Source organism: Mesorhizobium sp. P160187 (genome assembly GCF_057766425.1).
Genome location: NZ_JBYMDX010000005.1, coordinates 1,432,187 through 1,455,171 on the forward strand (window position 1 = coordinate 1,432,187; position 22,985 = coordinate 1,455,171).

A 22,985-nucleotide genomic window follows, 5' to 3' on the forward strand; every position below is an offset into this window, starting at 1 on the left:
GTCAGAAGCTGAGCCGCACCTTTCGGATCACTCCCGCAACCGACAGCTCGCGGTTCTCGTCGACCGCATTCTCGTCCTCATGATGCCATGCGGCCGACAGGCAGCCATAGGCGATGGCATGGTCGAGAATGGCAGCCGGCGTCTGGCCGAGTGTCCTGGCGAAGATCTCAGCCATATGCGCGATGCGCTCGGGATCGAGGCAGAGGTCGTCGCGCCCCAGTGGGTTGTAGAACAGATTGGCGGCGTCGAAGCCGGGATCGCCGAGCACGCCCTTCTGGTCGATCGCCAGCCAGCCGCGCGCACCGTGCAAAATGTTGTCGTGATGCAGGTCGCCATGCAGCGGCTTGACCGCATGCGGGGCATCGAGCAGCCGGTCCGCGATTTCGGCGGCCTCGATATAGAGGCTGTGCTCTCCGGCGTCGCGATCGGCTCCGGCCTTTTTGAACAGGCTGGCAAACCGTGTCCGCAGCGGCTGCAGGTCCGGCGGGGCAGGGTGTCTTGAGGGCGAGAACAGTCTCCCCATCAACTCGGCCGCGATTGCGGTCGCGGCGTTGTCGCCTTCTTTGGCCAGAACGTCGGAAAGCAGGGTGTCGCCGGCATATTCGAGCAGCATGCGGTGGCCGTCCCGGCCAAGCAGCCGCACCGCGCCTTCGCCGCGCCGCCATGCGAGATAGTGCTCGCCGCGCAACTCGTCCTCGACATCGTCGAATGGTTTGAGCGCCTTGACGATGGCCGGCGAGCCGTCCTCACGCCGCACCTTCCAGATGCGGCTCGAAAACGTCTCCGCAATGAGCTCGGGCGCGCTGATCTTCCAGCGCTTTGGAAATGCAGGCGCGTCCATTCAGAGCGTGATGCCGAAAAGTGTTAAGCGGTTTTCGGGCAACATGCTCTCTCCAACTGAATTAAAGGCCGAGCATCAGATCCATGTTCTGAACGGCAGCACCCGAGGCGCCCTTTCCGAGATTGTCATAGACCGCAATCAGCAGCGCCTGCGCCCTGTCGTCATTGGCAAAGACATAGACCTTCATGCGGTTGGTGCCGTTATAGACCTCGGGATTGATCTCGGGCAGGCGCTCCACGTGCTCGTAAGGAGCTACCTCGACCACGCCGCCCTTGATGGCGGCAAAATGGTCGGCGATTGCCGCGTGCAGTTCGGCGCCGACCGGCACATGGTCGAGCCCGCCGAGCTGCAGCGGCACCACTGTGATCATGCCTTGGGCGAAATTGCCGACCGCCGGCTGCATGATCGGATCGTGCGACAGCTTCGCATAGGTGCGCAGCTCCGGCACATGCTTGTGCTGCAGGGTCAGCCCATAGACCTGGAATTCAGAGGCATCCTCGCCCTTGGCGACATAGTCCTCGATCATCGGCCGGCCGCCGCCCGAATAGCCCGAAATGCCATTGACGGTGATCGGGAAATCCGCCGGCAGCAGGCCGGCGGCGACCAGCGGCCGCAGTGTCGCGATCGGTCCTTGCGGCCAGCAGCCGGGATTGGCGACGCGTTTTGCATTGGCGATGATCTTGGCCTGGCCCTTTTCCATCTCGGCAAAGCCATATTCCCAGCCCTCGGCTACGCGATGCGCCGTGGAGGCGTCGATCACCTTGGTGGTGTCGTTGGCAATCAGCGATACGCTTTCCTTGGCAGCCGCATCCGGCAGGCACAGGATGGCGACATCGGCTGCATTGAGGAACTCGGCGCGCGCCGCCGTTTCCTTGCGGCGCTCGGCCGGGATCGAGATGATCTCGAGGTCGCCGCGCTCGGCCAGCAGCGCCCGGATCTGCAGGCCGGTGGTGCCGTGTTCGCCATCGATGAAGATTTTCGGTTTCATGTGCCCGTCAATTCCCTGCTAATTCAGGCCTATATGCCCTGGCCATGGTTTGCCGCGCCATGGTTGCCGCTGTTCAGCTCTTCCGCCCGCGCTTTTCGCTCGGCCACCAGGCCGAGATAGTGCATGGCCACCATCGAGCCGGCGATCGCCGTTATATCGGCGTGATCATAGGCCGGCGCAACCTCGACGACGTCGGCGCCGACAATATCGACTTGGCCGAGCTGGCGCAGCGTCGACAGGATTTTCGCCGAGGACGGTCCGCCGGCAACCGGCGTGCCGGTGCCGGGCGCAAAGGCCGGGTCGAGGCAGTCGATGTCGAAGGTGAGATAGGTCTTCCTGCCGCCGGTGCGGTCGACGATCGCATAGGCGATGTCGGAAGCCCGCATCTCCTCGATCTCGCGACCGTAAAGGATCTTGATGCCGAACGTATCGGGGGCATGCGTGCGGATGCCGATCTGGATCGAACGATCAGGATCGATGATGCCCTCATTGACGGCGCGCCCGACGAACGAACCGTGGTCGATGCGCTTGCCATCGTCAGGCCAGGTGTCCTGATGCGCGTCGAACTGCACCAGCGCCAGCGGCCCATGGATGGCGGCATGCGCCTTGAGCAGCGGCCAGGTGACGAAATGGTCGCCGCCGAGCGACAACAGGAAGGCACCCGATTTCAGGATCTTCGCCGCCTCGCGCTCGATCGTGCCTGGTGTCTTCTGGTGATTGCCCGAATCGAGCAGGCAATCGCCATAGTCGATGACGGCGAGATGCTCGAACAGGTCGCGCGAGAACGGATATTGCGGGTCGTTGTCGAGGATCGCCGAGGCGCGGCGGATCGCCTGCGGCCCGAAGCGCGCGCCCGGCCGGTTGGTGACGGCGGCATCGAACGGAATGCCCCACACGACGGCGTCCGCGCCCTTTGCATCCTTGGTGTATTTGCGCCGCATGAACGAGAGCGCGCCGGCATAGGTCGGCTCGAAGGAAGGCCCCGTCTTGGAGCGGGCGGTGAACGCGTTGTCGATGGTCTGGTTCGCCATTACGGGTCCTTCTTTGTTCATCGGGCTGCCACAACTACAGAACCGGCACGCAAGATGCCAGTCACAGCTTGGCGAAGGACTTGTATCGCCAAGGTGCAAGGCCCGGCGGCTTCCTCTCCGGCGGCTGCGGCGATGAACTGGCGGTGCAGGCCGGCATGCCGGCCGAGACCACGGTTTCTGGGCCGAACGCGGCGCCACCATCATCCAGACCGACGAACCGAAGGCTGCCATTGGCTGGCTGGGGGCCAACGGGTTTAGGGTGCCTTATGTGGATGAGGCGAAGCCGGCCGAGCCGCGAATACGGCGAGTATCAATTAGTAATCGTACGTCGGCGCCATCACCCCACCCGGCGCTGCGCGCCGACCTCCCCATCGAGGGGAGGTAGGGCGTTGGCGCTTTAGATTCCGACAGTCGTAGCGATTGCGAGGCATGCAAGGCTGCCGCGACCTCCTACCTCCCCTCGATGGGGAGGTCGCGCCGAAGGCGCGGGTGGGGTGACAGCGCCGCCCGCAAAATCTTCACGCCGCTTTCGCCACCCCATCCAATTCCCTTAGCACATCGGCCGACAGCTCCAGTTCCGCCGCCGCCAGGTTCTCTCTCAAATGCCCGATCGACGACGTCCCCGGGATCAGCAGGATGTTCGGCGAGCGGCGCAGCAGCCAGGCGAGCGCAACCTGCAAGGGTGTGGCGCCGAGCCGCGCGGCCACATCCGACAAGGTCGACGACTGCAGCGGGCTGAAACCGCCGAGCGGGAAGAACGGCGTGTAGGCGATACCGGCGCGCGCCAGTTCATCGATCAACCCGTCGTCGTCGCGATGCGCCAGATTGTACTGGTTCTGCACGCAGACGATCTCGGCGATCCCACGGCCTTCCTCGACCTGCGCTGGGGTGACGTTGCTCAGGCCGATATGGCGCACCAGACCCTTGCGCTGCAGTTCGGCAAGCGCGGTCAACTGCGGCTCGATCGAGCCCTCGGCGGGACCCATCACCCCGAACATGATGCGCAGATTGACGACATCCAGCACCTCAAGACCGAGATTCCTGAGATTATCGTGCACGGCCTGCTCAAGTTCCTTGGCGGAATAGGCAGGCAGCCATGAGCCGTCGCTGCCGCGCCGCGCCCCGATCTTTGTGACGATGACGAGGTCTTGCGGATAGGGCGCCAGCGCTTCGCGGATCAGCTGGTTGGTGACATGCGGGCCATAATAGTCGCTGGTGTCGATGTGGTTGACCCCGGAGGCCACCGCTTCGCGCAGCACTGCAATGGCCGCGTCATGATTCTTCGGCGGACCGAAAACGTGCGGGCCGGCAAGTTGCATGGCGCCGTAGCCGAGCCGTTTCACGGTGTGGCTGCCGAGGGTGAATGTGCCGGATTTTTGGATGGTGGACATGGTCGGTCTCCTTTGAGGAGGCGAAGATAGACGCTGCTCAACCTCGGGATAATAAGGTACAATCCGTACAGCTTGTGCGGAATGGCGAACAATGATGGACCTTGGCGATCTGAACGCTTTCGTGACGGTGGCGCGTGCCGGCGGCTTTCGCGAAGGGGCTCGCGCCGGCGGCGGCAGCGCGTCGGGCCTGAGCGAAGCGGTGCGCCGCCTGGAGACGCAGCTCGGCGTCAGGCTGTTCAACCGCACGACACGCAGCGTCGTTCCGACCGACGCAGGTCTCAGCCTGCTCGGACGGCTTGGCCCGGCGCTGTCGGAGGTGGAGGCGGCCCTCGACGTGGTCAATGGCTTTCGCGACAGGCCGGCTGGTTCGCTGCGCCTCAACGTCCCGGTCAGCGCCGCGCGGCTGATATTGCCCGACATCGTTCCGGGCTTCCTCGCCGCCTATCCCGGCATTCGGCTGGAGGTCATCGCCGATGAGAACTTCGTCGACGTGCTGGCGGCGGGCTGCGACGCCGGCATCCGCTATGACGAGCGACTGGAGCAGGACATGATCGCGGTGCCGATCGGACCGCGCGTCCAGCGCTTCGCCACTGGCGCCAGCCCCGCCTATCTCGAGCGCCATGGGCGGCCGCAGCACCCGAGCGACCTGCTTGGCCATGCTTGTCTGCGCGGTCGTTTTGCCAGCGGTGCGATGCTGCCGTGGGAATTCGAGCGCGACGGCGAGGTGGTGCGTGTCGACACGACGGGGCCGTTGATCGTGCGGATCGGCGGGGCGAGCGATCTTGCCGTCCATGCGGCCATTGCCGGCAGCGGCATCGTCGCTCTCTTCGAGGGCTGGCTTCGCCCTCACTTCGAAAGCGGCGCCCTGGAGCCCGTGCTCGAACCGTGGTGGCAGAGTTTTCCCGGACCATTTCTGTACTATCCCGGACGGCGTCTGGTTCCAGCGCCGCTACGGGCGTTTATCGATTACATCAAGGCCGGAAGTTCTGAGACTTGAACCGAGGCCGGCGCCATCACCCCACCCGGCGCTTCGCGCCGACCTCCCCATCGAGGGGAGGTAGGGTGCCGCGTTTTTATGGTCGAACTGGTTTGCTAGCCGCTGGACCATCGTGGATTGTCCGGGCGGCAAAACTGCCGCGACCTCCTACCTCCCCTCGATGGGGAGGTCGGCGCGAAGCGCCGGGTGGGGTGACTGCCGAGACCCAAAAGAAAAGGCCGCCCGGAGGCGGCCTTTCGATGTCTGGAACGTCGCAGCGCTTAGCGCTTCGAGAACTGGAAGGAACGACGGGCCTTCGCCTTGCCGTACTTCTTGCGCTCGACGACGCGGCTGTCGCGGGTCAGGAAGCCGCCCTTCTTGAGCACGGCGCGCAGTGCCGGCTCATAGTAGGTCAGCGCCTTGGAGATGCCGTGACGAACGGCACCGGCCTGGCCGGACAGGCCGCCGCCGATGACGGTGGCGACGATGTCGTACTGGCCGGCGCGGTTGGAAGCGATGATCGGCTGGTTGAGGATCATCTGCAGGACCGGACGCGCGAAATAGGTCGCGAATTCCTTGTCGTTGACGACGATCTTGCCCGAACCCGGCTTCACCCAGACGCGGGCGATGGCGTTCTTGCGCTTGCCGGTGGCATAGGCGCGGCCCGACTTGTCGAGCTTCTGGACATGGACGGGTGCTGCCGGCTGGGTGTTGGTGTTGCCGGTGGCGGCGCCCAATTCTGCGAGCGAGGAAAGCTCAGCCATCTTATGCAACCTTCTTGTTCTTGGCGTTCAGCGCGCCGACGTCGAGGGTGACGGGCTGCTGGGCGACATGCGGATGTTCCGTGCCTGCATAGACGCGGAGGTTCTTCATCTGACGACGGCCGAGCGGCCCGCGCGGGATCATGCGTTCGACGGCCTTCTCGACGACACGCTCGGGGAAACGGCCCTCGAGCAGCTGGCGCGCGGTGCGCTCCTTGATGCCGCCGGGGTGACCGGTGTGCCAGTAATAGACCTTGTCGGTGAACTTCTTGCCGGTGAACACCACCTTGTCGGCATTGATGACGATGACGTTATCGCCGTCGTCGACATGCGGGGTGAAGGTGGGCTTGTGCTTGCCGCGAAGATGATTGGCGATGACAGTGGCGAGACGGCCGACGACGAGACCCTCGGCGTCGATCAGCACCCACTTCTTCACCACATCCGCAGGCTTCTGCGAAAAGGTTGCCATGGATTTTCTGCTTTCGATTTTGACCTTCCGAAGAAGGCGTTTCTTGTTGCTTGGATTGGCGACAAGGCACTTGCCCGCCGCCAATAACAAAACGGCGGCCTTTGCGGGCCGCTGCTTCGTGACGGCTTATAGGCGAGGGGGTGGTGCACGTCAAGGCGCGGGAAAAGCACGTCTGCTCGTAAAGTGTAATAAAAACAAAGGTTTGATCAAAAGGTATTATTTTACCACATCGGCGGCGCGCTTCGGCGGGATCGAATAGGTGCCGGTCGCATGCGCTACCGTGTGTCCCTTCGGTCCGGCGACGATGTCGATATCGAACACCATCAGGCTCTTGCCCAGCTTCAGGATGCGGCAATGGCCGTCGATCGGCCCGGCTTCGGCCTTGCGGACAAAATTGATGTTGAGGTTGACGGTAACCGAAAGCGCATCCGGCCCGGCATGGCTGAGCACGCAGACATAGCCGCCAATGTCGGCCAGCGTGAACAGCGAGGGCCCGGACACCGTGCCGCCGGGACGCAAATGCCGTTCGCTGGCGTTGAGCCGCACCGTGCAGCCGCCGGGAAACACATCGAGCGCCTCATACGACGTGAACTCGTCGTTGAGCTGGGGGTAGACGCTGGCCATCAGCGCATTGACTTCAGCCGCCGTCAGCACCGGCTTGAGATTGTCCTGGGCGGGCATGTCGGTCTCTCGTTCTATGCCGGGCCTGTATGAACGCAATGATGCGCTTCTGGCAACACCTCTGGCGCAAGCGATGGGTGTTGATGAAACTCGATCCGATATTAGATAGTCTGGCGGCGCCCGGCGGAATCGCGGAGACCCTTGTCATGGCCGAAATCCTTTCGATCAAACCTGTTGCCATAGACGGGCCGGTCATCGCCGGGCTGGACAAGGGCGTGCTGCGCCTGACGCTCGCCAATCCGCCCGCCAATGCCTTGTCGCTTTCCGTCATGGCGGCATTGAGCGCCGAGCTCGACCGTGCCAAGGCCAACAAATCGGTCCGCGTCATCGTCTTGGCGGCCGCCGGGAAAGTCTTCTGCGCCGGTCACGATCTCAAGGAAATGACCGCGCGCCGCGCCGACGCCGACAAGGGCAAGGGGTTTTTCGAGCAGACATTTTCGGCTTGCGCGGCGTTGATGCAGCAGATCGTGCGCCATCCGCTCCCGATCATCGCCGAAGTCGATGGCCTAGCCACCGCTGCGGGGCTGCAACTGGTTTGCAGTTGCGACCTCGCCATTGCCTCGCATGAAGCGACCTTCTGCACGCCGGGCGTCAATATCGGCCTGTTTTGTTCGACGCCGATGGTGGCGCTGTCACGCAACGTGTCTCACAAGCACGCCATGGAAATGCTGCTCACCGGCGAGACCATCGATGCGGCAACCGCCAAGGAATTCGGCCTGGTCAACCGCGTCGTGCCGCGCGAATACCTGAATCAGATCGTCACCAAATACGCGCAAACCATTGCCTCCAAATCATCTCTGGTGGTCAAGACCGGCAAGGAAGCCTTTTACGCGCAGGCCGAGATGGGATTGGCGGACGCGTATGCCTATACCGGCCGCGTCATGGTCGAGAACATGCTGGCCCGCGACGCCGAGGAAGGCATCGGCGCCTTCATCGGCAAGCGCAAACCGGAATGGACGGACGAATAGGTTTTCGATCCATGGAACCGCGCATCTCCATCATCACCATCGCCACCGACGATCTCGAGCGCGCCGTGCGCTTTTACGAAGGCATGGGCTTGAAGCGCCACGCCGGCATCACCGATGGCGTCGCCTTCTTCCAGATGGGCGGCGCCATTCTCGGCCTGTTCCCGAGGCCAAGCGCCGAGGAGGATTCAGGCATTGCCTTCGCCGCAGCACCGTCGGCGGTCTACCTCGCCTACAACACCCGCTCCGATGCCGAAGTCGACGACGTGCTGGCGGCCGCCGAGAATGCCGGCGGCAGGATCGTCAAGCCGGCAGGCCGCGCCTTCTGGGGCGGCTGGTATGGATATTTCGCCGATGCCGACGGCCATGTCTGGGAAGTCGCACACAATCCGGCCTTCCCGATCGCGGATGACGGCACCATCTCGCTGCCGGACTGAGCGTCCGCATGGGCTATCGCAAGCAACTGACCCGGCTTAAGGCGCCTTATCTCAAACGCATCCTGATTGACCCCGAGCGCGTGGAAGATTGGGACAAGTATCCCTGGAACCTGCCGCTTTTTCGCGGCCGTGAATTCGAGCTCGAATTCACCACGCCGATCACCATCATTGTCGGTGAAAACGGCACCGGCAAATCGACACTGCTGGAAGCATCGGCGCGCTGGCCGGTTACGACGAAGCCGGCGGCGGCAAGGGCTACCGGCCGGTCGACCATTCCACTGCCATCGACAAAAGCGGTGCGGCACTGGCGAACACGTTTCGCGGCCACTGGCTGCCAAAAGTCACCGCCGGCTGGTTCTTTCGCGCCGAATCTTTTTACTCCGTCGCCCGCTATCTCGATCAGGCGGCGCTGGAGGACCCGTTCAGGCCACCGCCACCGGACTTTCTATCGTGGTCGCATGGTGAAGGGTTCATCCGCTTCTTCGAGGAGCGCTGCCGCCGGCAAGGCGTCTACATCCTCGACGAGCCCGAAAGCGCGCTGTCGCCATCGCGGCAGATCGAGCTGCTGAAGATGCTGCGGCGCATGGACCGGTCCGGCACGGCGCAAGTAATCATGGCGACGCACTCGCCGCTGCTGATGGCTTGTCCCGGCGCGCGGCTCTTCCGAATCAGCCGTTTCGGCCTCGATCCGACCGATTTCACCGACACCGATCATTTTCGCATGATGCGCGACTTCTGCACGGACCCGCAGTCCTTTATGGAGGAAGCACTGAGGGAGACCGACGAGTGAATCACGATAGCTACGACAATGCCTATATCGGCGGCATCCTCAATTCTGTGAAGACCATCGCCATGGTCGGCGCGTCGGCCAACGATGTCAGGCCGAGCTTTTTCGTGCTGAAATATCTGCTGGCCAAGGGCTTTTCGGTGTTTCCGATCAATCCTGGGCAGGCCGGCAAGGAAATCCTCGGCCGCATGACCTATGCCAGCCTTGCCGATCTGCCGGAGCCGGTCGACATGGTCGACATCTTTCGCGCCTCTGCATCGGTGCCCGGCATTGTCGATGAGGTGCTGAAGCTCGACCCCTTGCCGAAAGTCGTCTGGATGCAGCTTGGCGTGCGCGATGACGAGGCGGCCGCGCGTGCCGAGGCGGCCGGTATCAAGGTGGTGATGAACCGCTGCCCGAAGATCGAATATGGCAAGCTGTCGGGCGAGATCGGCTGGACCGGCGTCAACTCCGGTGTGCTTTCGTCGAAGAAGCCGCTGATGCGGTCGGGATTCCAGAGTTTCGGTGTGCGCCAGAAGTAAGGCAGTGAATGGTGAATGGTGAATAGAAGGATTTTCCTGGAAGCCGGGTAAAGCCGCATATGAGCGGCTTGCAATCAAGGTGGGACTGGCCGACTTTGCGACCACCATTTATCGCTCACCATTCATCATTTCACCATTCACACGTTTACCGCTCAGGGAGGTTTTCGATGACCCGCACGCCCGGTTTCAACACGCTCGCCGTCCATGCCGGCGCCAAGCCCGACCCGGCAACGGGCGCACGCGCCACGCCGATCTACCAGACGACCTCCTTTGTGTTCGACGATGCCGACCATGCCGCCTCGCTGTTCGGGCTGAAGGCCTTCGGCAACATCTACACCCGCATCATGAACCCGACCCAGGCGGTGCTGGAAGAGCGGATCGCGGCGCTCGAAGGCGGCACGGCTGCACTTGCCGTTGCTTCCGGCCATGCCGCACAGGTGATCGTGTTCCACAATCTCATGCGGCCTGGCGATAATTTCGTCGCCGCCACAAGGCTTTACGGTGGTTCGATCAATCAGTTCGGCCATGCCTTCAAGAATTTCGGCTGGGAGGTGCGTTGGGCCGACACCAACGACATCTCCACTTTCGAAAGCCAGATCGATGGCAAGACCAAGGCGATCTTCATCGAGAGCCTGGCCAATCCCGGCGGCACCTTCGTCGACATCGAGAAGATCGGCGACATCGCCCGCAAGCACGGCTTGCCGCTCATCGTCGACAACACGCTGGCCTCGCCCTATCTGGTGCGGCCGATCGAGCATGGCGCCGACATCGTCGTCCATTCGCTGACCAAGTTCATCGGCGGCCACGGCAATTCGATCGGCGGCGCCATCGTCGATGGCGGCACGTTCGACTGGTCGAAATCCGGCAAATATCCGATGCTGTCGGAGCCGCGCCCCGAATATGGCGGCCTTGTCCTGCACGAAACCTTCGGCAATTTCGCCTTCGCCATCGCCGCGCGCGTGCTTGGCCTGCGTGACATCGGCCCGGCCATTTCGCCGTTCAATGCCTTCCTGATCCTGACCGGGCTGGAGACCTTGCCGCTCAGGATGCAACGCCATTGCGACAATGCGATCACCGTAGCCGGCTGGCTGTCCAACCACCCCAAGGTCGCCTGGGTCAACTATCCCGGCCTGCCCAGCGACAAGAACAACGCGCTGCAGAAGAAATACTCGCCGCAAGGCGCCGGTGCTGTCTTCACCTTCGGCCTGAAGGGCGGCTACGAGGCCGGCATCAAGTTCGTCGAGGCGCTCGAACTGTTCTCGCACCTCGCCAATGTCGGCGACACCAAGTCGCTGGTCATCCATCCGGCATCGACCACGCATCGCCAGCTTTCCGACGAGCAGAAGGTCAAGGCGGGTGCGGGACCGGACACGGTCCGGCTTTCCGTCGGCATCGAGGATGTCAACGACATCGTCGCCGACCTGGAACAGGCTTTGGCCAAGGTTTGATTTTTTTAGTGAGTAGTGAGTAGTGAGTAGTAGTCGGTATTCACTAGTTAGCAGTGATTAGTGATCAGCCACCCGCTCAAGGGAGCGCTTTCCGCTCACTACTCACTACTCACTACTCACTACTCACTACTCACTACTCACTACTCACTAGTCACTACTCACTGCACTACTCACTACTCACTAATCTGTTGGAGGCAAACCCTGTCCGCGCATTACCTGGCCATATTGACCGACAGCGTCGACGCCGAACATGGCGCCCCGGCGCCGGATCGTCTGATTGCGGGCGATCCGAAGTTCCGCACCTGGAATGTCGAGGAGCGCGATGGCCGCCTCTATGCCGGCATCTGGGAAGCGACGCCGGGCAAATGGCGCATCGAATATGACGAATGGGAGTTCTGCCACATCCTGTCCGGCGTCTCGGTGGTTGCCGAGGATGGCGGCGAGGCGCGCACGGTGCGCGCCGGCGACAGCTTCGTGCTCAGGCCAGGCTTCAGGGGCAGCTGGGAAGTGCTTGAAACGACCCGCAAGGAGTATGTGATCAAGCTCTGACCGCTCGGTCGCGCTTGGACTTCACAAAAGCCGATCGATGTCAGTGTCGGAAAAGCCGTATCCGCTCATCATCTCCCTGTGCCAGGGACTTCCAAGCAAATCACTGAGACATAAATCGACGCGCTGGAGTAGGGTGGCACTGCCTTTGGCGAGAGCGAAAGCGCCGGGCGCTGGCTGTTTTTCGACTGCCGGGACGTCGACGACGTCGAGAGGCGCGTTGGGTCGCCGGCTCAGATAGCCGCGATGCGCGAGCGCTGCACTCGCATAGGCATGCACCACGCCGGCCGCGACGGCGTTAGCTGCTTCGGCCTGAGTGGCAAATATCCTTAGCCGTTCGGGCTGAATAGCGTTTTGCAGGGCCGTCCGGTGCTGGATCTGGCCCGATATGACGCCGATCAGCGCCGTCCGATCATTGGCGACGGACCGATAGCCATCGAAGGCGCGGGGATTGTCTTTCGCGACCAGCAATCCATCCGCCAGCATCCAGATCGGCCTTGTGAAGTCGACCAGCTTCCGGCGGTCGTCGGAAATGAACAGGCCGGTGGTTATGTCCCACCGATCTTCGGCAAACCCAGGCAGCAGCTCGGCAAACTCGGTCTCGATGGGCAAAAGTTCCAGCCCGAGCGTCAGGCAGACCCTCTTGGCCAGTTGGGCATCGCTGCCGCCCAGACGTCCCGATCCGTCGATAAAGCAGAAGGGTGGTTCCTGTAGAAAGGCGAATCTCATTTTCTCGGGCATGCGTCGGCTCCGCCGTCCTCACAAGCTCACAATGAGCTTTTCCAGCCCATGGAAATGATAGGTGTCGCGGAAGCGCGGCTGCTCCGCAAGATGGAGTTGCGGCTGCCGCTCGAACAGGGTTTTCAGCGACACCTGCAATTCCAGCCGCGCCAGCGGCGCACCAATACAGAAATGGATACCGGCGCCGAACGAGACATTCTTCTGGTCTGGTCGGCCGGGCCGGAAGGCGCCAGGTCCGGCAAAGGCAAGCGGATCATGATTGGCCATGCCGAGCAGCAGGCCGACCGTCTCGCCCGGTTGTACGACAACCCCGGATGTCACCTCGACCTCCTGATAGGCGTAGCGGGTGAACATGTGCAGCGGCGCGTCGAAGCGCAGGCACTCCTCGACCGTCGCAGCGGTTGCTTCCGGCGAGGTGAAGAAACGGCCGGGGTCGCCGCCTTGCGCCAGCAACGTGCGCACGGCGTTGCCGGTTTGATGGACGGTCGCCTCGTGGCCGGCATTGAGCAACAGGATGGCGGACGAGACCAACTCGTCTTCCGACAGCTTCTGGCCATCCTCTTGCGCCGCGATCAGCAGCGATAGCAGGTCGTCGCCAGGCTTCTTGCGCCGCTCGGCGACATAGCCGCGCAAAAAGTCGGAAAAATCGCGCGCGGCGCGATTGGCCGCTTCCTCGGTCTCGCGCGTGCGGCCATGCATGTACATGGCCACCATCCGGTGCGACCAGTCGAGCAGTTGCGGCCCCATTTCGACCGGCACACCGAGCATTTCGGCGATGATGGTGATCGGCAAAGGCGCGGCGAAGCTGGGCATTAGATCGACCTGGCGCGGTTCGAAACGGTCGATCAGTTCATTGGCCAGCGCTTCGACGCGCGGCCGCAGCCGCTCGACCTGGCGCGAGACGAAGGCGCGGTTGACCAGGGTTCTGAGCCTGGTGTGCACCGGCGGCTCCAGCTCCAGCATCGAATTGCTCTCGATGCCGTCGAAAGCGGCCAAATGCGAGCGATCCTCGCCGATGCCGCGGCTGTCGGGAATGCCGGCCGGGTTCTGGCGACCGAAGCGGCGGTCGCGCAACAGCCGGTTGACGTCGTCGAAGCCGCCAAAGCACCAAAAGCCGAATTCCTCCCAGAAGAAGGCATTCGATGCGCCATGCAGGACGGCATAGGCGTCGTAGGGGTTCTGGAAAAACGCCGGTTCGTGCGGATCGAGCTGCAGGCGGCGCGTGGCTGGATCAAAGGCGAGGTAGGGCGGCATGGATGTGGTCATGCCAGACCATTACCGCGGCTTGCCGGCTTGGTGCCAGACCGGATGTTGGCACCCGACGGCCCTATGGATTGAGCCAACCGAGGCGGACCTCGGCGAAGTACCGAAGTCTAATCCTCGCAATGCCTGGCAATATGCACGCGGCGCCAGCTGGTCGAGCCTTCCTGCACCACCACCCGGCGCGCCATCCTCTGGTATGACGGCGCTATCTGGGTGACGTGCCGCCGCTCGGGCCGCACCAGCACTTCATGGGCGACGCTCTCATATTCGGCCGGCAGCACAAGCCGGCGGGTGCGCTCCGGTTCAACCACCACCGTTTCGGCCACACGCGCGTAGCGGGCCTTGCGCCACACCTTGCACAGCACCTTGCGGCCGTGGATGACGCGCCATTCCCAGGCATAGCCGCCATCGTCGACCTGGACCGTGCGGTAAACGGTGCGGGTTCTCGCCGGTACGATGTCATAGGTGACTCGGGGCGGCGCGATCTGCTCGACGCGCTCCATGGTGCCATAGATCGGCGGATCATAGTCGACCAACTGCCCGCCGGGACTGACCATGACGTCTTCATAGACGGTGTCATAGAGCGCCGGCCTGTGCACCGGCTCATAGCATTCGGCGGCCCGGCCGCCGGCAACCGCATCGGACACCATGCCGAGACCGGCAAGGCCGGAGATGGCGAGGCAAGCAGTTTTCCTGATCATGGCACTCCCCTGTTTGAACCCGAAACGTGAGGTTCAATGTTGAATTGTAGGGGAAGGTTCTCCGGGGGAAAGCGGTTTCGCCGCATTTCGTTAAGCGACGCGGTTAAGGAATTGCTACACCGCAAAAACGCCGCTGGCCGCGTTCGGACTTTCCCTTGCGCGGAAACCTTGATTCGACTTAACCAGATGGCTAGGAGGAGGCGGCCTTGCGCTAGGGTGAGCCGGCATCCTATTTACATTCTAACCGTCAAGAACCGATTCTGCCCGATGTTCCGGCGCCGGAATCCCCATCTCCAAAAAGGGTAGTCCATGAAGAACCCCGTCGAAACCTACATGAACCTCGTTCCGATGGTGGTCGAGCAGACCAATCGCGGCGAGCGGGCCTACGACATTTTCTCGCGCCTGCTGAAAGAGCGCATCATTTTCATCACCGGCCCGGTCGAAGACGGTATGGCGACGCTGGTTTGTGCACAGCTTTTGTTCCTCGAGGCCGAGAACCCGAAGAAAGAGATCAATCTCTACATCAACTCGCCGGGCGGCGTGGTGACCTCGGGCATGGCGATCTACGACACCATGCAGTTCATCAAGCCGGCGGTGTCGACGCTGTGCATCGGCCAGGCGGCGTCGATGGGCTCGCTGCTTCTGACCGCCGGCCACAAGGACATGCGTTTTGCCACGCCGAACGCCCGTATCATGGTTCACCAGCCTTCCGGCGGTTTCCAGGGCCAGGCCTCCGACATCGAGCGGCACGCGCAGGACATCATCAAGCTGAAGCGCCGCCTCAACGAGGTCTACGTCAAACACACCGGTAAGAGCTACGAAGACATTGAAAAGACGCTTGACCGCGACCATTTCATGACAGCCGACGAAGCCAAGGATTTCGGCCTCATCGACAAGGTCATTTCGTCGCGCGAGCCGGTCGAAGGCGCTGCGGCATAAGCGCTGCATGGCAGTTGCGTGGCTGGATAACGCGCTTTTGCTGGGATTTGCGGCATTTCGGCCACAATTGGCTGTTCCCTCGGTGGATGGGATTGCCTACGTTAAGGCTATGTTGATTTTCGACGGCTTAGCTTTGTGCAGGGTTGGCGCGAATCATTGCGACGTTTTCTGATTTGTGTTTCGTACGGAATGCGTTGCGGGAGCCGGGACACTGGCGGCGGCGAATTCCCGCGATAGATAGAATATGCGCCCTTTCAGCCAGACCATCGGCGGGCGGCCATGAAAGGACAGGAAAATGAGCAAAGTCGGCAACAACAGCGGTGATTCGAAGAACACGCTTTATTGCTCGTTTTGCGGCAAAAGCCAGCACGAGGTGCGCAAGCTGATCGCCGGCCCAACGGTGTTCATCTGCGACGAGTGCGTAGAGCTGTGCATGGACATCATCCGCGAGGAGAACAAGACCTCGATGGTGAAGTCGCGCGAGGGCGTGCCGACCCCGCAGGAGATCCTGAAGGTTCTCGACGACTATGTCATCGGCCAGCCCTACGCCAAGCGCGTGCTGTCGGTGGCTGTCCACAACCACTACAAGCGCCTGGCGCATGCCGGCAAGAACAACGACGTCGAATTGGCGAAGTCCAACATCCTGCTGATCGGCCCGACCGGCTGCGGCAAGACGCTGCTTGCCCAGACGCTGGCCCGCATCATCGACGTGCCCTTCACCATGGCCGACGCGACGACGCTGACCGAAGCCGGTTACGTCGGCGAGGACGTCGAAAACATCATCCTGAAGCTGCTGCAGTCGGCCGACTACAATGTCGAGCGCGCCCAGCGCGGCATCGTCTACATCGATGAAATCGACAAGATTTCGCGCAAGTCCGACAACCCATCGATCACCCGCGACGTGTCGGGCGAGGGTGTGCAGCAGGCGCTTCTGAAGATCATGGAAGGCACCGTTGCCTCCGTGCCGCCGCAGGGCGGCCGCAAGCATCCGCAGCAGGAGTTCCTGCAGGTCGACACCGCCAACATCCTGTTCATCTGCGGCGGCGCCTTCGCCGGGCTGGACAAGATCATCTCGGATCGCGGCAGGAAGACTTCCATCGGCTTCGGCGCCATCGTCGCTTCGCCCGAGGATCGCCGCACCGGTGACGTGTTCCGCCTGGTCGAGCCCGAGGATCTCTTGAAGTTCGGCCTCATCCCCGAGTTTGTCGGCCGTCTGCCGGTCCTGGCGACGCTGGAAGACCTCGACGAGCCGGCGCTGATCCAGATCCTGACCGAGCCGAAAAACGCGCTGGTCAAGCAGTATCAGCGGCTGTTCGAGATGGAGAGTGTCGACCTGACCTTCCATGAGAATGCGCTGTCGGCGATCGCCAAGCGCGCCATCGAGCGCAAGACCGGCGCCCGTGGCCTCCGCTCGATCATGGAAGCGATCCTGCTCGACACCATGTTCGAACTGCCCGCCCTGGAAGGCGTGCGCGAAGTGGTGATTTCGGAAGAAGTGGTGACCGGCAGCGCCCGGCCGCTCTACATCTATTCCGAGCAGAAGGAAAAGAAGGGCAACGTCAGCGCCTGATCTGGCATCTGGCCTAACCTTTTTATGGAACGGCGCCCGCGGGGCGCCGTTTTGCTGTGGTGAGGTACCGATCCTTGTGACGGAGTGGATGAACGAACGTGTCGACCCTTGATCTTTGCCCCTCGTGCATCCAACTAACATCGGAAGGCCGTGGTGCCGAATTCTGTGCTGTAAAACTCCCGTCACAAACGGTGGTAGGCGGAACGATCCCCGGTCGTTAATATGAGATTCGCGGTTGGCTCAATTAGCGGCCGCGACATGAAAGGTTGGACAATGGCCAAAATATCCAAGGCTCCCAGCGACGGCGTCTTCGCAGTCCTCCCACTGCGCGACATCGTGGTGTTCCCGCACATGATCGTTCCGCTCTTTGTCGGGCGTGAAAAGTCGATCAAGGCGCTGGAAGAGGTTATGGGTCAGGAAAAGCAGATCCTGCTTGCCACCCAGATGAATGCCGCCGATGACGATCCCGAGCCCGATGCGATCTTCGACATCGGCACGCTCGCCAATGTGCTGCAATTGCTGAAGCTGCCCGACGGCACCGTCAAGGTGCTGGTCGAAGGCGCTTCGCGTGCCAAGATCGTCTCGTTCACCGACCGTCCGGACTTCCACGAAGCTACCGCCACGGCGCTGGTCGAGCCGGAGGAGGAAGAGGTCGAGGTCGAGGCGCTCGCCCGTTCGGTCGTCACCGACTTCGAAAACTACGTCAAGCTGAACAAGAAGATCTCGCCTGAAGTGGTGGGCGCCGCCAGCCAGATCGACGACTATTCCAAGCTCGCCGATACGGTTGCCTCGCACCTCGCCATCAAGATCCCCGAGAAGCAGGAGATGCTGGCCACGCTGTCCGTCAAGGAACGGCTGGAAAAGGCGATGGGCTTCATGGAAGCCGAAATCTCCGTCCTGCAGGTGGAGAAGCGCATCCGCTCGCGCGTCAAGCGCCAGATGGAGAAGACGCAGCGCGAATATTACCTCAACGAGCAGATGAAGGCGATCCAGAAGGAGCTCGGCGAAGGCGAGGACGGCCGCGACGAGGCCGCCGAGATCGAGGCGCGCATCAAGAAGACCAAGCTCTCCAAGGAGGCCCGCGAAAAGGCGGAAGCCGAGTTGAAGAAGCTGCGGACGATGTCGCCGATGTCGGCGGAATCGACCGTGGTGCGCAATTATCTCGACTGGATCCTGTCGATCCCGTGGGGCAAGAACTCCAAGGTCAAGCAGGACCTGGCGTTTGCGCAGAACGTGCTCGACACCGATCATTTCGGCCTCGACAAGGTCAAGGACCGCATCGTCGAGTATCTCGCCGTGCAAAGCCGCCAGAAGAAGCTGAAGGGGCCAATCCTGTGCCTCGTCGGCCCTCCCGGCGTCGGCAAGACCTCGCTCGGCAAATCGATCGCCAAGGCGACCGGCCGCGAATTCATCCGCATGGCGCTTGGCGGCGTGCGTGACGAGGCCGAGATCCGTGGTCACCGCCGCACCTATATCGGTTCGATGCCCGGCAAGGTCATCCAGTCGATGAAGAAGGCCAAGAAGTCCAACCCGCTCTTCCTGCTCGACGAGATCGACAAGATGGGCCAGGACTTCCGCGGCGATCCGTCATCGGCCTTGCTCGAGGTGCTCGATCCCGAGCAGAACTCGACGTTCATGGACCATTACCTCGAGGTCGAATACGATCTGTCGAGCGTGATGTTCGTGACGACGGCGAACACGCTGAACATCCCTGCGCCCCTGATGGACCGCATGGAGATCATCCGTATCGCCGGCTACACCGAGGACGAGAAGATCGAGATCGCCAAGCGTCACCTGATGCCCAAGGTGATCCGCGACCATGCCCTGCAGCCGAAGGAATTCTCCGTCGGCGAGGACGCGATCCGCGGCATCATCCAGACCTACACCCGTGAAGCGGGCGTCAGAAGCCTGGAGCGCGAGCTGATGAAACTCGGGCGCAAGGCGGTGACCGAGATCCTGAAGACGAAGAAGAAGACGGTGAGCATCACGGCGGCGAACCTCGCCGATTACCTCGGTGTTCCGCGCTTCCGCTTCGGCCAGGTCGAGGCTGACGATCAGGTCGGTGTCGTCACCGGTCTTGCCTGGACGGAAGTCGGCGGCGAGCTGCTGACGGTCGAAGGCGTCATGATGCCCGGCAAGGGCCGCATGACGGTGACCGGCAATCTGCGCGACGTGATGAAGGAATCGATCTCGGCGGCGGCCTCTTATGTCCGCTCGCGGGCCATCGATTTCGGCATCGAGCCGCCGCTGTTCGACAAGCGTGACATCCACGTCCACTTGCCCGAAGGCGCCACGCCGAAGGACGGTCCGTCTGCAGGTGCTGCCATGGCGACAGCCATCGTGTCTGTCATGACTGGTATTCCGGTCCGGGCCGATGTGGCGATGACTGGCGAGATAACGCTTCGCGGCCGCATCTTGCCGATCGGCGGCCTCAAGGAGAAGCTGCTCGCCGCATTGCGCGGCGGCATCAAGAAGGTGCTGATCCCGGAAGACAACGCCAAGGATCTGGCGGAGATACCGGACAATGTGAAGAACGGTATGGAGATCATTCCGGTCTCACGTGTCGGCGAGGTTCTGAGGCACGCGCTGGTGCGCATGCCGGAGCCGATCGAGTGGGTCGAGCCGGTCAATCCGCCGGCTTCCACCGATACCGTTGACGATGCTGGAAAGTCGCTTGCACATTAGAAACTACTAAAGTTGCAGTGCACAAAGAGAGAGCCGGGCCTTGAGCCCGGCTTTTTCATGTGAAAAACCCACCTTTTCCGGGCTTTTTTCAACTTATTTCCGGCTTTTTGACTTGGGTTTGCGAGCGCTTCTTTCTAAAGTCCCTCTCCTGCCGGATGAGTCGAAAGTTCCGGTTTTCTCATGGAAGGGAATTTTTATGAACAAGAACGAACTGGTTTCCGCTGTCGCTGAATCCGCGAGCATTTCGAAGGGTGACGCACAGTCGGCGGTTGAGGCGGTGTTCTCCGTCATCACTGGCGAACTGAAGAAGGGCGGCGATGTACGGCTCGTCGGCTTCGGAAATTTCACCGTCTCCAAGCGTGCGGCATCGACTGGCCGCAACCCGCAGACTGGCGCGGAAGTGAAGATTCCGGCGCGTACCGTGCCGAAGTTCTCGGCCGGCAAAGGCCTCAAGGACGCGGTCAACTAAAAATTTTTTCAGAGAATGTTGGAAAGCCGGGTTCGCCCGGCTTTTCTTTTGCCTCGATCGCGGCAAGCCGTCAGCCCGCTGAGGCGAGCCTTCAGCCCACCGGCGCATCCGCGCGCATCAGGCCTTCCTGCTTGAGGTCCGCCCACAGCGCCGCGGGCAGCTTGGCATCGAGCAGGGCGCGGTTGCTTTCGACTTCGCTCGGCCGCTGGCCGCCGGGGATGACCGACACCACGGAGGGGTGCAGCAGCGGAAACTGCAGCGCCGCCTCGATCAGCCTGACGCCATGGCGCTGGCAGACGGCCTCGATGCGCCCGACGCGATCCATGATGTCCCTTGGCGCCTCGGAGTAATTGTAATAGGCGCCTGGCTTCGGCCCGGTCGCCAGGATGCCGGAATTGTAAGGACCGCCGAGAACGATGCCGATGCCGCGTTGCTCGCAGAGCGGCAGGAAGGTGGCAAGCGCTTCCTGTTCCAGCAGCGTGTAGCGCCCGGCCAGCAGGAACAGGTCGAAGTCGCCACGCTCCGCCAGCGTCTGGCAAACCTCCCATTCGTTGATGCCGCCGCCGAAGGCCTTGATCACGCCCTGGTCGCGCAGCGCAACCAGTCCGTTGTAGCCCGAGGCCATGAATTCCTCGATGCGCTGGTCTGACGCCTCCTTGCTGCCATGGGTGAAGATGTCGAGGTCATGGACGAAAAGGATGTCGATGCGGTCGACGCCAAGCCGTTCCAGCGACGCCTCGAACGAGCGCATGACGCCGTCATAGCTGTAGTCGTAGACCTCCTTGCGCGTCGGTGTGTCGAAGAACTTGCCGATGCCGGTTCGTTCCTCCGGCGGGCAGGCGCGCAACAGGCGACCGACCTTGCTCGACAGCACATAATCGTCGCGCTTCCTGCCGCGCAGGAAGGCATTGAGCCGTGTTTCGGCAAGGCCCAGGCCATAGAGCGGCGCGGTGTCGTAGTAACGGCAGCCGGTCGCCCACGCCGCCTCCAGCGTCGCGTTGGCATCCGCGTCGGGGACGGCGCGGTAAAGGTTGCCGAGCGGCGCGCTGCCGAAGCCAAGCTCGGTGAAGTCGAGGCCGCCATTGCCGATGCGGTCGAAATGCCGTGTCTTCATGTCGTGCTGATTTCCTGGATTGATTGTCTGACATGACACTATCACGCCGCTGGCTCAGCAAAAGCCGCCATGGCCGTTGGACAGGCATTTTCCCGATGATAGCATGAACAAAAACAAGCCTTTTCCGAAAGCGCGCAACCGGAAATCACCGGCCACAAACCCGGCCCGACAGATGGGACTCTCATGGCGAATGCCGGCTCGGATATGTTTTCGACCGCCCTGCAAGAGCTGGGCGCCGTACTGGCGCGCGTCGACGAAGCCGGCATCGACATCGCCTGCGAAACCCTGGCCCGCGCGCAAAAGATCGGCGTCTATGGCTGCGGCCGCGAAGCGTTGCAGCTCAAGGGTTTCGCCATGCGCCTCTATCACCTTGGGCTTGAGGTGTCGGTGGTCGGCGACATGAACACGCCACCGCTTGGCGCAGCCGATGTCTTCCTGGTCAGTTCCGGCCCGGGCGAGACGACGACGGTGCTCACCTTGATGCAAGTCGCCCGCCAGGCCGGCGCCACCGTGCTTTTGCTCACCGCCGAGGCAGGCAGCAGTGCGGTCGCGCTTGCCGACTTCACCTTGCTGATCCCGGCGCAGACCATGGCGCGTGACCAAGGGCCGCAAAAGACATCGCTGCTGCCGATGGGCTCGGTCTTCGAAGGGGCGCCGTTCCTGCTGTTCGAGGTCATGGTGCTGAAGCTCAAGGCGCTGACCGGCCAGTCGTCCGAGGCCATGCGCGCCCGCCACACCAACATGGAATAGATCATGCGCTACGAACTGATGCTGCCGCACCAGATCCGCAAGGCGATCGCCGAGAACTGGCCGGTCGCTCTCCCGCTCGGCGTGCTCGAATATCACGGCGAGCACATGGCCGTCGGCATGGACACGCTGGCCGTCGTCAAGACGCTGGAGCTCTACGAGAAGGAGGCCGACGTCGTCATCCTGCCGGCTTTCTACTACGGTGCGGCGAGCTATGTGGTGGCAGCACCCGAAGGCAACGGCTCGGTGCAGGTCGGCGGCAACCAGCTGGCGCCGTTCGCCGAAGAATTGTTATACAGCCTGCTGCGCATCGGCTTTCGTAACATCAACGCCATCATCCACCACCAGACCGAGAACTTTGCCGCCGGCATGCCGACCGATCTCGCCTTCAAGGCCGCCGGCCGCCAGGCGATCTTCCGCTTCCTCGAGAAGCAGCGCGGCGAGGGCTGGTGGGGCTCAGACGAGATGGCCGATTATTATTCCGGGCACGCCGCCGGCGAGAATTTCTTCAACTGGGTGCAGGTGCACCCGCTAATGTCGGCTGCCATGAACGGGAAGTATCCGTTCGATCACGCCGGTGTTGGCGAGACATCATTGATGCTGGCACTGTGTCCGGAAGCGGTCGATGCCGGGCGTTTTGGCGAGAATACCGCGTGGTATACGGCCAGTGCGCCGGAGGCCTCGGCGGAGCTGGGGCGAAAGGGTGTGGCGATGATCATGGATCACCTGAGGGCGATATTGGGGCGCTAGCAGACAAAGTCGCTCTGTAGCGATCCTTCACACCCCCCTCTGTCCTGCCGGACATCTCCCCCGCAAGGGGGGAGATCAGATGTCATTTCCGCTTTCGCCAATCACCTACGTCGCAAGAAAAGCGATGCAGCCAAAGCTGCCGATCTCCCTCCTTGCGGGGGAGA

Annotated in this window: 23 protein-coding genes and 2 pseudogenes; 14 read left to right on the plus strand and 11 right to left on the minus strand. The window is 62.3% G+C overall.

Going from position 1 to position 22,985, the window contains the following annotated elements; translation table 11 throughout:
• Position 1: 1 nt before the first annotated feature.
• The 3 genes from AC3CCE_RS31840 to speB all read right to left on the minus strand — a co-directional run bounded on the left by AC3CCE_RS31840 (position 2) and on the right by speB (position 2,860).
• Positions 2–841 carry an aminoglycoside phosphotransferase family protein gene (locus tag AC3CCE_RS31840; protein WP_352625306.1) on the minus strand — a complete coding sequence of 280 codons (840 nt, stop codon included), beginning with the start codon at positions 839–841 and terminating at the stop codon, positions 2–4.
• Between the two features lie 61 nt (positions 842–902).
• Positions 903–1,829: an N-acetyl-gamma-glutamyl-phosphate reductase gene (gene argC, locus AC3CCE_RS31845; RefSeq protein ID WP_023700521.1), complete on the minus strand. Its 927-nt coding sequence runs from the start codon at positions 1,827–1,829 to the stop codon at positions 903–905.
• Positions 1,830–1,858: 29 nt separating this feature from the next.
• Positions 1,859–2,860, minus strand: coding sequence for an agmatinase (speB, locus tag AC3CCE_RS31850; protein WP_352625304.1), 1,002 nt, complete (start codon positions 2,858–2,860; stop codon positions 1,859–1,861).
• Positions 2,861–2,958: 98 nt separating this feature from the next.
• Here speB and AC3CCE_RS31855 point away from each other — a divergent pair.
• Positions 2,959–3,178, plus strand: a pseudogene (locus tag AC3CCE_RS31855) (glycerophosphodiester phosphodiesterase family protein); the annotation flags it as partial.
• A 200-nt stretch (positions 3,179–3,378) separates the two neighbouring features.
• Here AC3CCE_RS31855 and AC3CCE_RS31860 read toward each other — a convergent pair.
• Positions 3,379–4,251 (minus strand): aldo/keto reductase family oxidoreductase, encoded by an 873-nt coding sequence (locus tag AC3CCE_RS31860; RefSeq protein ID WP_023689475.1) that lies wholly within the window; start codon positions 4,249–4,251, stop codon positions 3,379–3,381.
• Positions 4,252–4,342: 91 nt separating this feature from the next.
• Here AC3CCE_RS31860 and AC3CCE_RS31865 point away from each other — a divergent pair, with 91 nt between their 5' ends.
• The gene (locus AC3CCE_RS31865) at positions 4,343–5,248 is read left to right on the plus strand and encodes a LysR family transcriptional regulator (RefSeq protein ID WP_352625302.1); all 906 of its coding nucleotides are present in this window, start codon (positions 4,343–4,345) and stop codon (positions 5,246–5,248) included.
• Between the two features lie 260 nt (positions 5,249–5,508).
• Here the strand turns inward: AC3CCE_RS31865 and rpsI are convergent, their stop codons facing one another.
• From rpsI to AC3CCE_RS31880, 3 genes are all read right to left on the minus strand, one after another.
• Positions 5,509–5,991, minus strand: a complete 483-nt coding sequence (gene rpsI, locus AC3CCE_RS31870; protein WP_023669408.1) for a 30S ribosomal protein S9 — start codon at positions 5,989–5,991, stop codon at positions 5,509–5,511.
• Between the two features lies 1 nt (position 5,992).
• Positions 5,993–6,457 (minus strand): 50S ribosomal protein L13, encoded by a 465-nt coding sequence (rplM, locus tag AC3CCE_RS31875; protein WP_023669409.1) that lies wholly within the window; start codon positions 6,455–6,457, stop codon positions 5,993–5,995.
• 216 nt (positions 6,458–6,673) lie between these two features.
• On the minus strand, positions 6,674–7,138 hold the full coding sequence (locus tag AC3CCE_RS31880) for a PaaI family thioesterase (protein ID WP_023693292.1): 465 nt from the start codon (positions 7,136–7,138) through the stop codon (positions 6,674–6,676).
• Positions 7,139–7,284: 146 nt separating this feature from the next.
• Between AC3CCE_RS31880 and AC3CCE_RS31885 the strand changes: the two genes are divergently transcribed.
• The 6 genes and pseudogenes from AC3CCE_RS31885 (at position 7,285) to AC3CCE_RS31910 (ending at position 11,845) form a co-directional block, all read left to right on the plus strand.
• The gene (locus AC3CCE_RS31885) at positions 7,285–8,106 is read left to right on the plus strand and encodes an enoyl-CoA hydratase (protein WP_023689473.1); all 822 of its coding nucleotides are present in this window, start codon (positions 7,285–7,287) and stop codon (positions 8,104–8,106) included.
• Between the two features lie 11 nt (positions 8,107–8,117).
• The gene (locus AC3CCE_RS31890; protein WP_352625299.1) at positions 8,118–8,540 is read left to right on the plus strand and encodes a VOC family protein; all 423 of its coding nucleotides are present in this window, start codon (positions 8,118–8,120) and stop codon (positions 8,538–8,540) included.
• 8 nt (positions 8,541–8,548) lie between these two features.
• Positions 8,549–9,330 (plus strand): annotated as a pseudogene (locus tag AC3CCE_RS31895) (AAA family ATPase).
• Entirely contained in the window at positions 9,327–9,848 is a 522-nt protein-coding gene (locus tag AC3CCE_RS31900) for a CoA-binding protein (RefSeq protein WP_352625297.1), read from the plus strand. The pseudogene AC3CCE_RS31895 and the gene AC3CCE_RS31900 overlap by 4 nt, the downstream one beginning before the upstream one ends.
• Before the next feature lie 167 nt (positions 9,849–10,015).
• Positions 10,016–11,296 (plus strand): O-acetylhomoserine aminocarboxypropyltransferase, encoded by a 1,281-nt coding sequence (locus AC3CCE_RS31905; protein WP_023711524.1) that lies wholly within the window; start codon positions 10,016–10,018, stop codon positions 11,294–11,296.
• A gap of 222 nt (positions 11,297–11,518) precedes the next feature.
• Positions 11,519–11,845 carry a cupin domain-containing protein gene (locus AC3CCE_RS31910; RefSeq protein WP_444849045.1) on the plus strand — a complete coding sequence of 109 codons (327 nt, stop codon included), beginning with the start codon at positions 11,519–11,521 and terminating at the stop codon, positions 11,843–11,845.
• A gap of 21 nt (positions 11,846–11,866) precedes the next feature.
• Here the strand turns inward: AC3CCE_RS31910 and AC3CCE_RS31915 are convergent, their stop codons facing one another.
• The 3 genes from AC3CCE_RS31915 to AC3CCE_RS31925 form a co-directional block, all read right to left on the minus strand.
• Positions 11,867–12,583: a transporter substrate-binding domain-containing protein gene (locus tag AC3CCE_RS31915; protein ID WP_023689468.1), complete on the minus strand. Its 717-nt coding sequence runs from the start codon at positions 12,581–12,583 to the stop codon at positions 11,867–11,869.
• An 18-nt stretch (positions 12,584–12,601) separates the two neighbouring features.
• On the minus strand, positions 12,602–13,849 hold the full coding sequence (locus tag AC3CCE_RS31920) for a cytochrome P450 (protein WP_352625294.1): 1,248 nt from the start codon (positions 13,847–13,849) through the stop codon (positions 12,602–12,604).
• A gap of 107 nt (positions 13,850–13,956) precedes the next feature.
• Positions 13,957–14,547: a hypothetical protein gene (locus AC3CCE_RS31925; protein ID WP_023831022.1), complete on the minus strand. Its 591-nt coding sequence runs from the start codon at positions 14,545–14,547 to the stop codon at positions 13,957–13,959.
• Between the two features lie 309 nt (positions 14,548–14,856).
• Between AC3CCE_RS31925 and clpP the strand changes: the two genes are divergently transcribed.
• The 4 genes from clpP to AC3CCE_RS31945 all read left to right on the plus strand — a co-directional run bounded on the left by clpP (position 14,857) and on the right by AC3CCE_RS31945 (position 20,210).
• The gene (gene clpP / locus AC3CCE_RS31930) at positions 14,857–15,486 is read left to right on the plus strand and encodes an ATP-dependent Clp endopeptidase proteolytic subunit ClpP (protein ID WP_023682306.1); all 630 of its coding nucleotides are present in this window, start codon (positions 14,857–14,859) and stop codon (positions 15,484–15,486) included.
• Positions 15,487–15,781: 295 nt separating this feature from the next.
• Positions 15,782–17,056 (plus strand): ATP-dependent Clp protease ATP-binding subunit ClpX, encoded by a 1,275-nt coding sequence (clpX, locus tag AC3CCE_RS31935; protein ID WP_023682305.1) that lies wholly within the window; start codon positions 15,782–15,784, stop codon positions 17,054–17,056.
• Between the two features lie 273 nt (positions 17,057–17,329).
• Positions 17,330–19,741, plus strand: a complete 2,412-nt coding sequence (lon, locus tag AC3CCE_RS31940) for an endopeptidase La (RefSeq protein WP_023682304.1) — start codon at positions 17,330–17,332, stop codon at positions 19,739–19,741.
• 196 nt (positions 19,742–19,937) lie between these two features.
• Complete coding sequence (locus AC3CCE_RS31945; protein ID WP_023669423.1) at positions 19,938–20,210, plus strand: HU family DNA-binding protein; 273 nt, start codon at positions 19,938–19,940, stop codon at positions 20,208–20,210.
• Positions 20,211–20,301: 91 nt separating this feature from the next.
• Here the strand turns inward: AC3CCE_RS31945 and AC3CCE_RS31950 are convergent, their stop codons facing one another.
• Entirely contained in the window at positions 20,302–21,324 is a 1,023-nt protein-coding gene (locus AC3CCE_RS31950; protein WP_023669424.1) for an aldo/keto reductase, read from the minus strand.
• 183 nt (positions 21,325–21,507) lie between these two features.
• Here AC3CCE_RS31950 and AC3CCE_RS31955 point away from each other — a divergent pair, with 183 nt between their 5' ends.
• Positions 21,508–22,074, plus strand: coding sequence for an SIS domain-containing protein (locus AC3CCE_RS31955; protein WP_352625291.1), 567 nt, complete (start codon positions 21,508–21,510; stop codon positions 22,072–22,074).
• A 3-nt stretch (positions 22,075–22,077) separates the two neighbouring features.
• Positions 22,078–22,821: a creatininase family protein gene (locus AC3CCE_RS31960; protein WP_352625289.1), complete on the plus strand. Its 744-nt coding sequence runs from the start codon at positions 22,078–22,080 to the stop codon at positions 22,819–22,821.
• Positions 22,822–22,985: the final 164 nt, after the last annotated feature.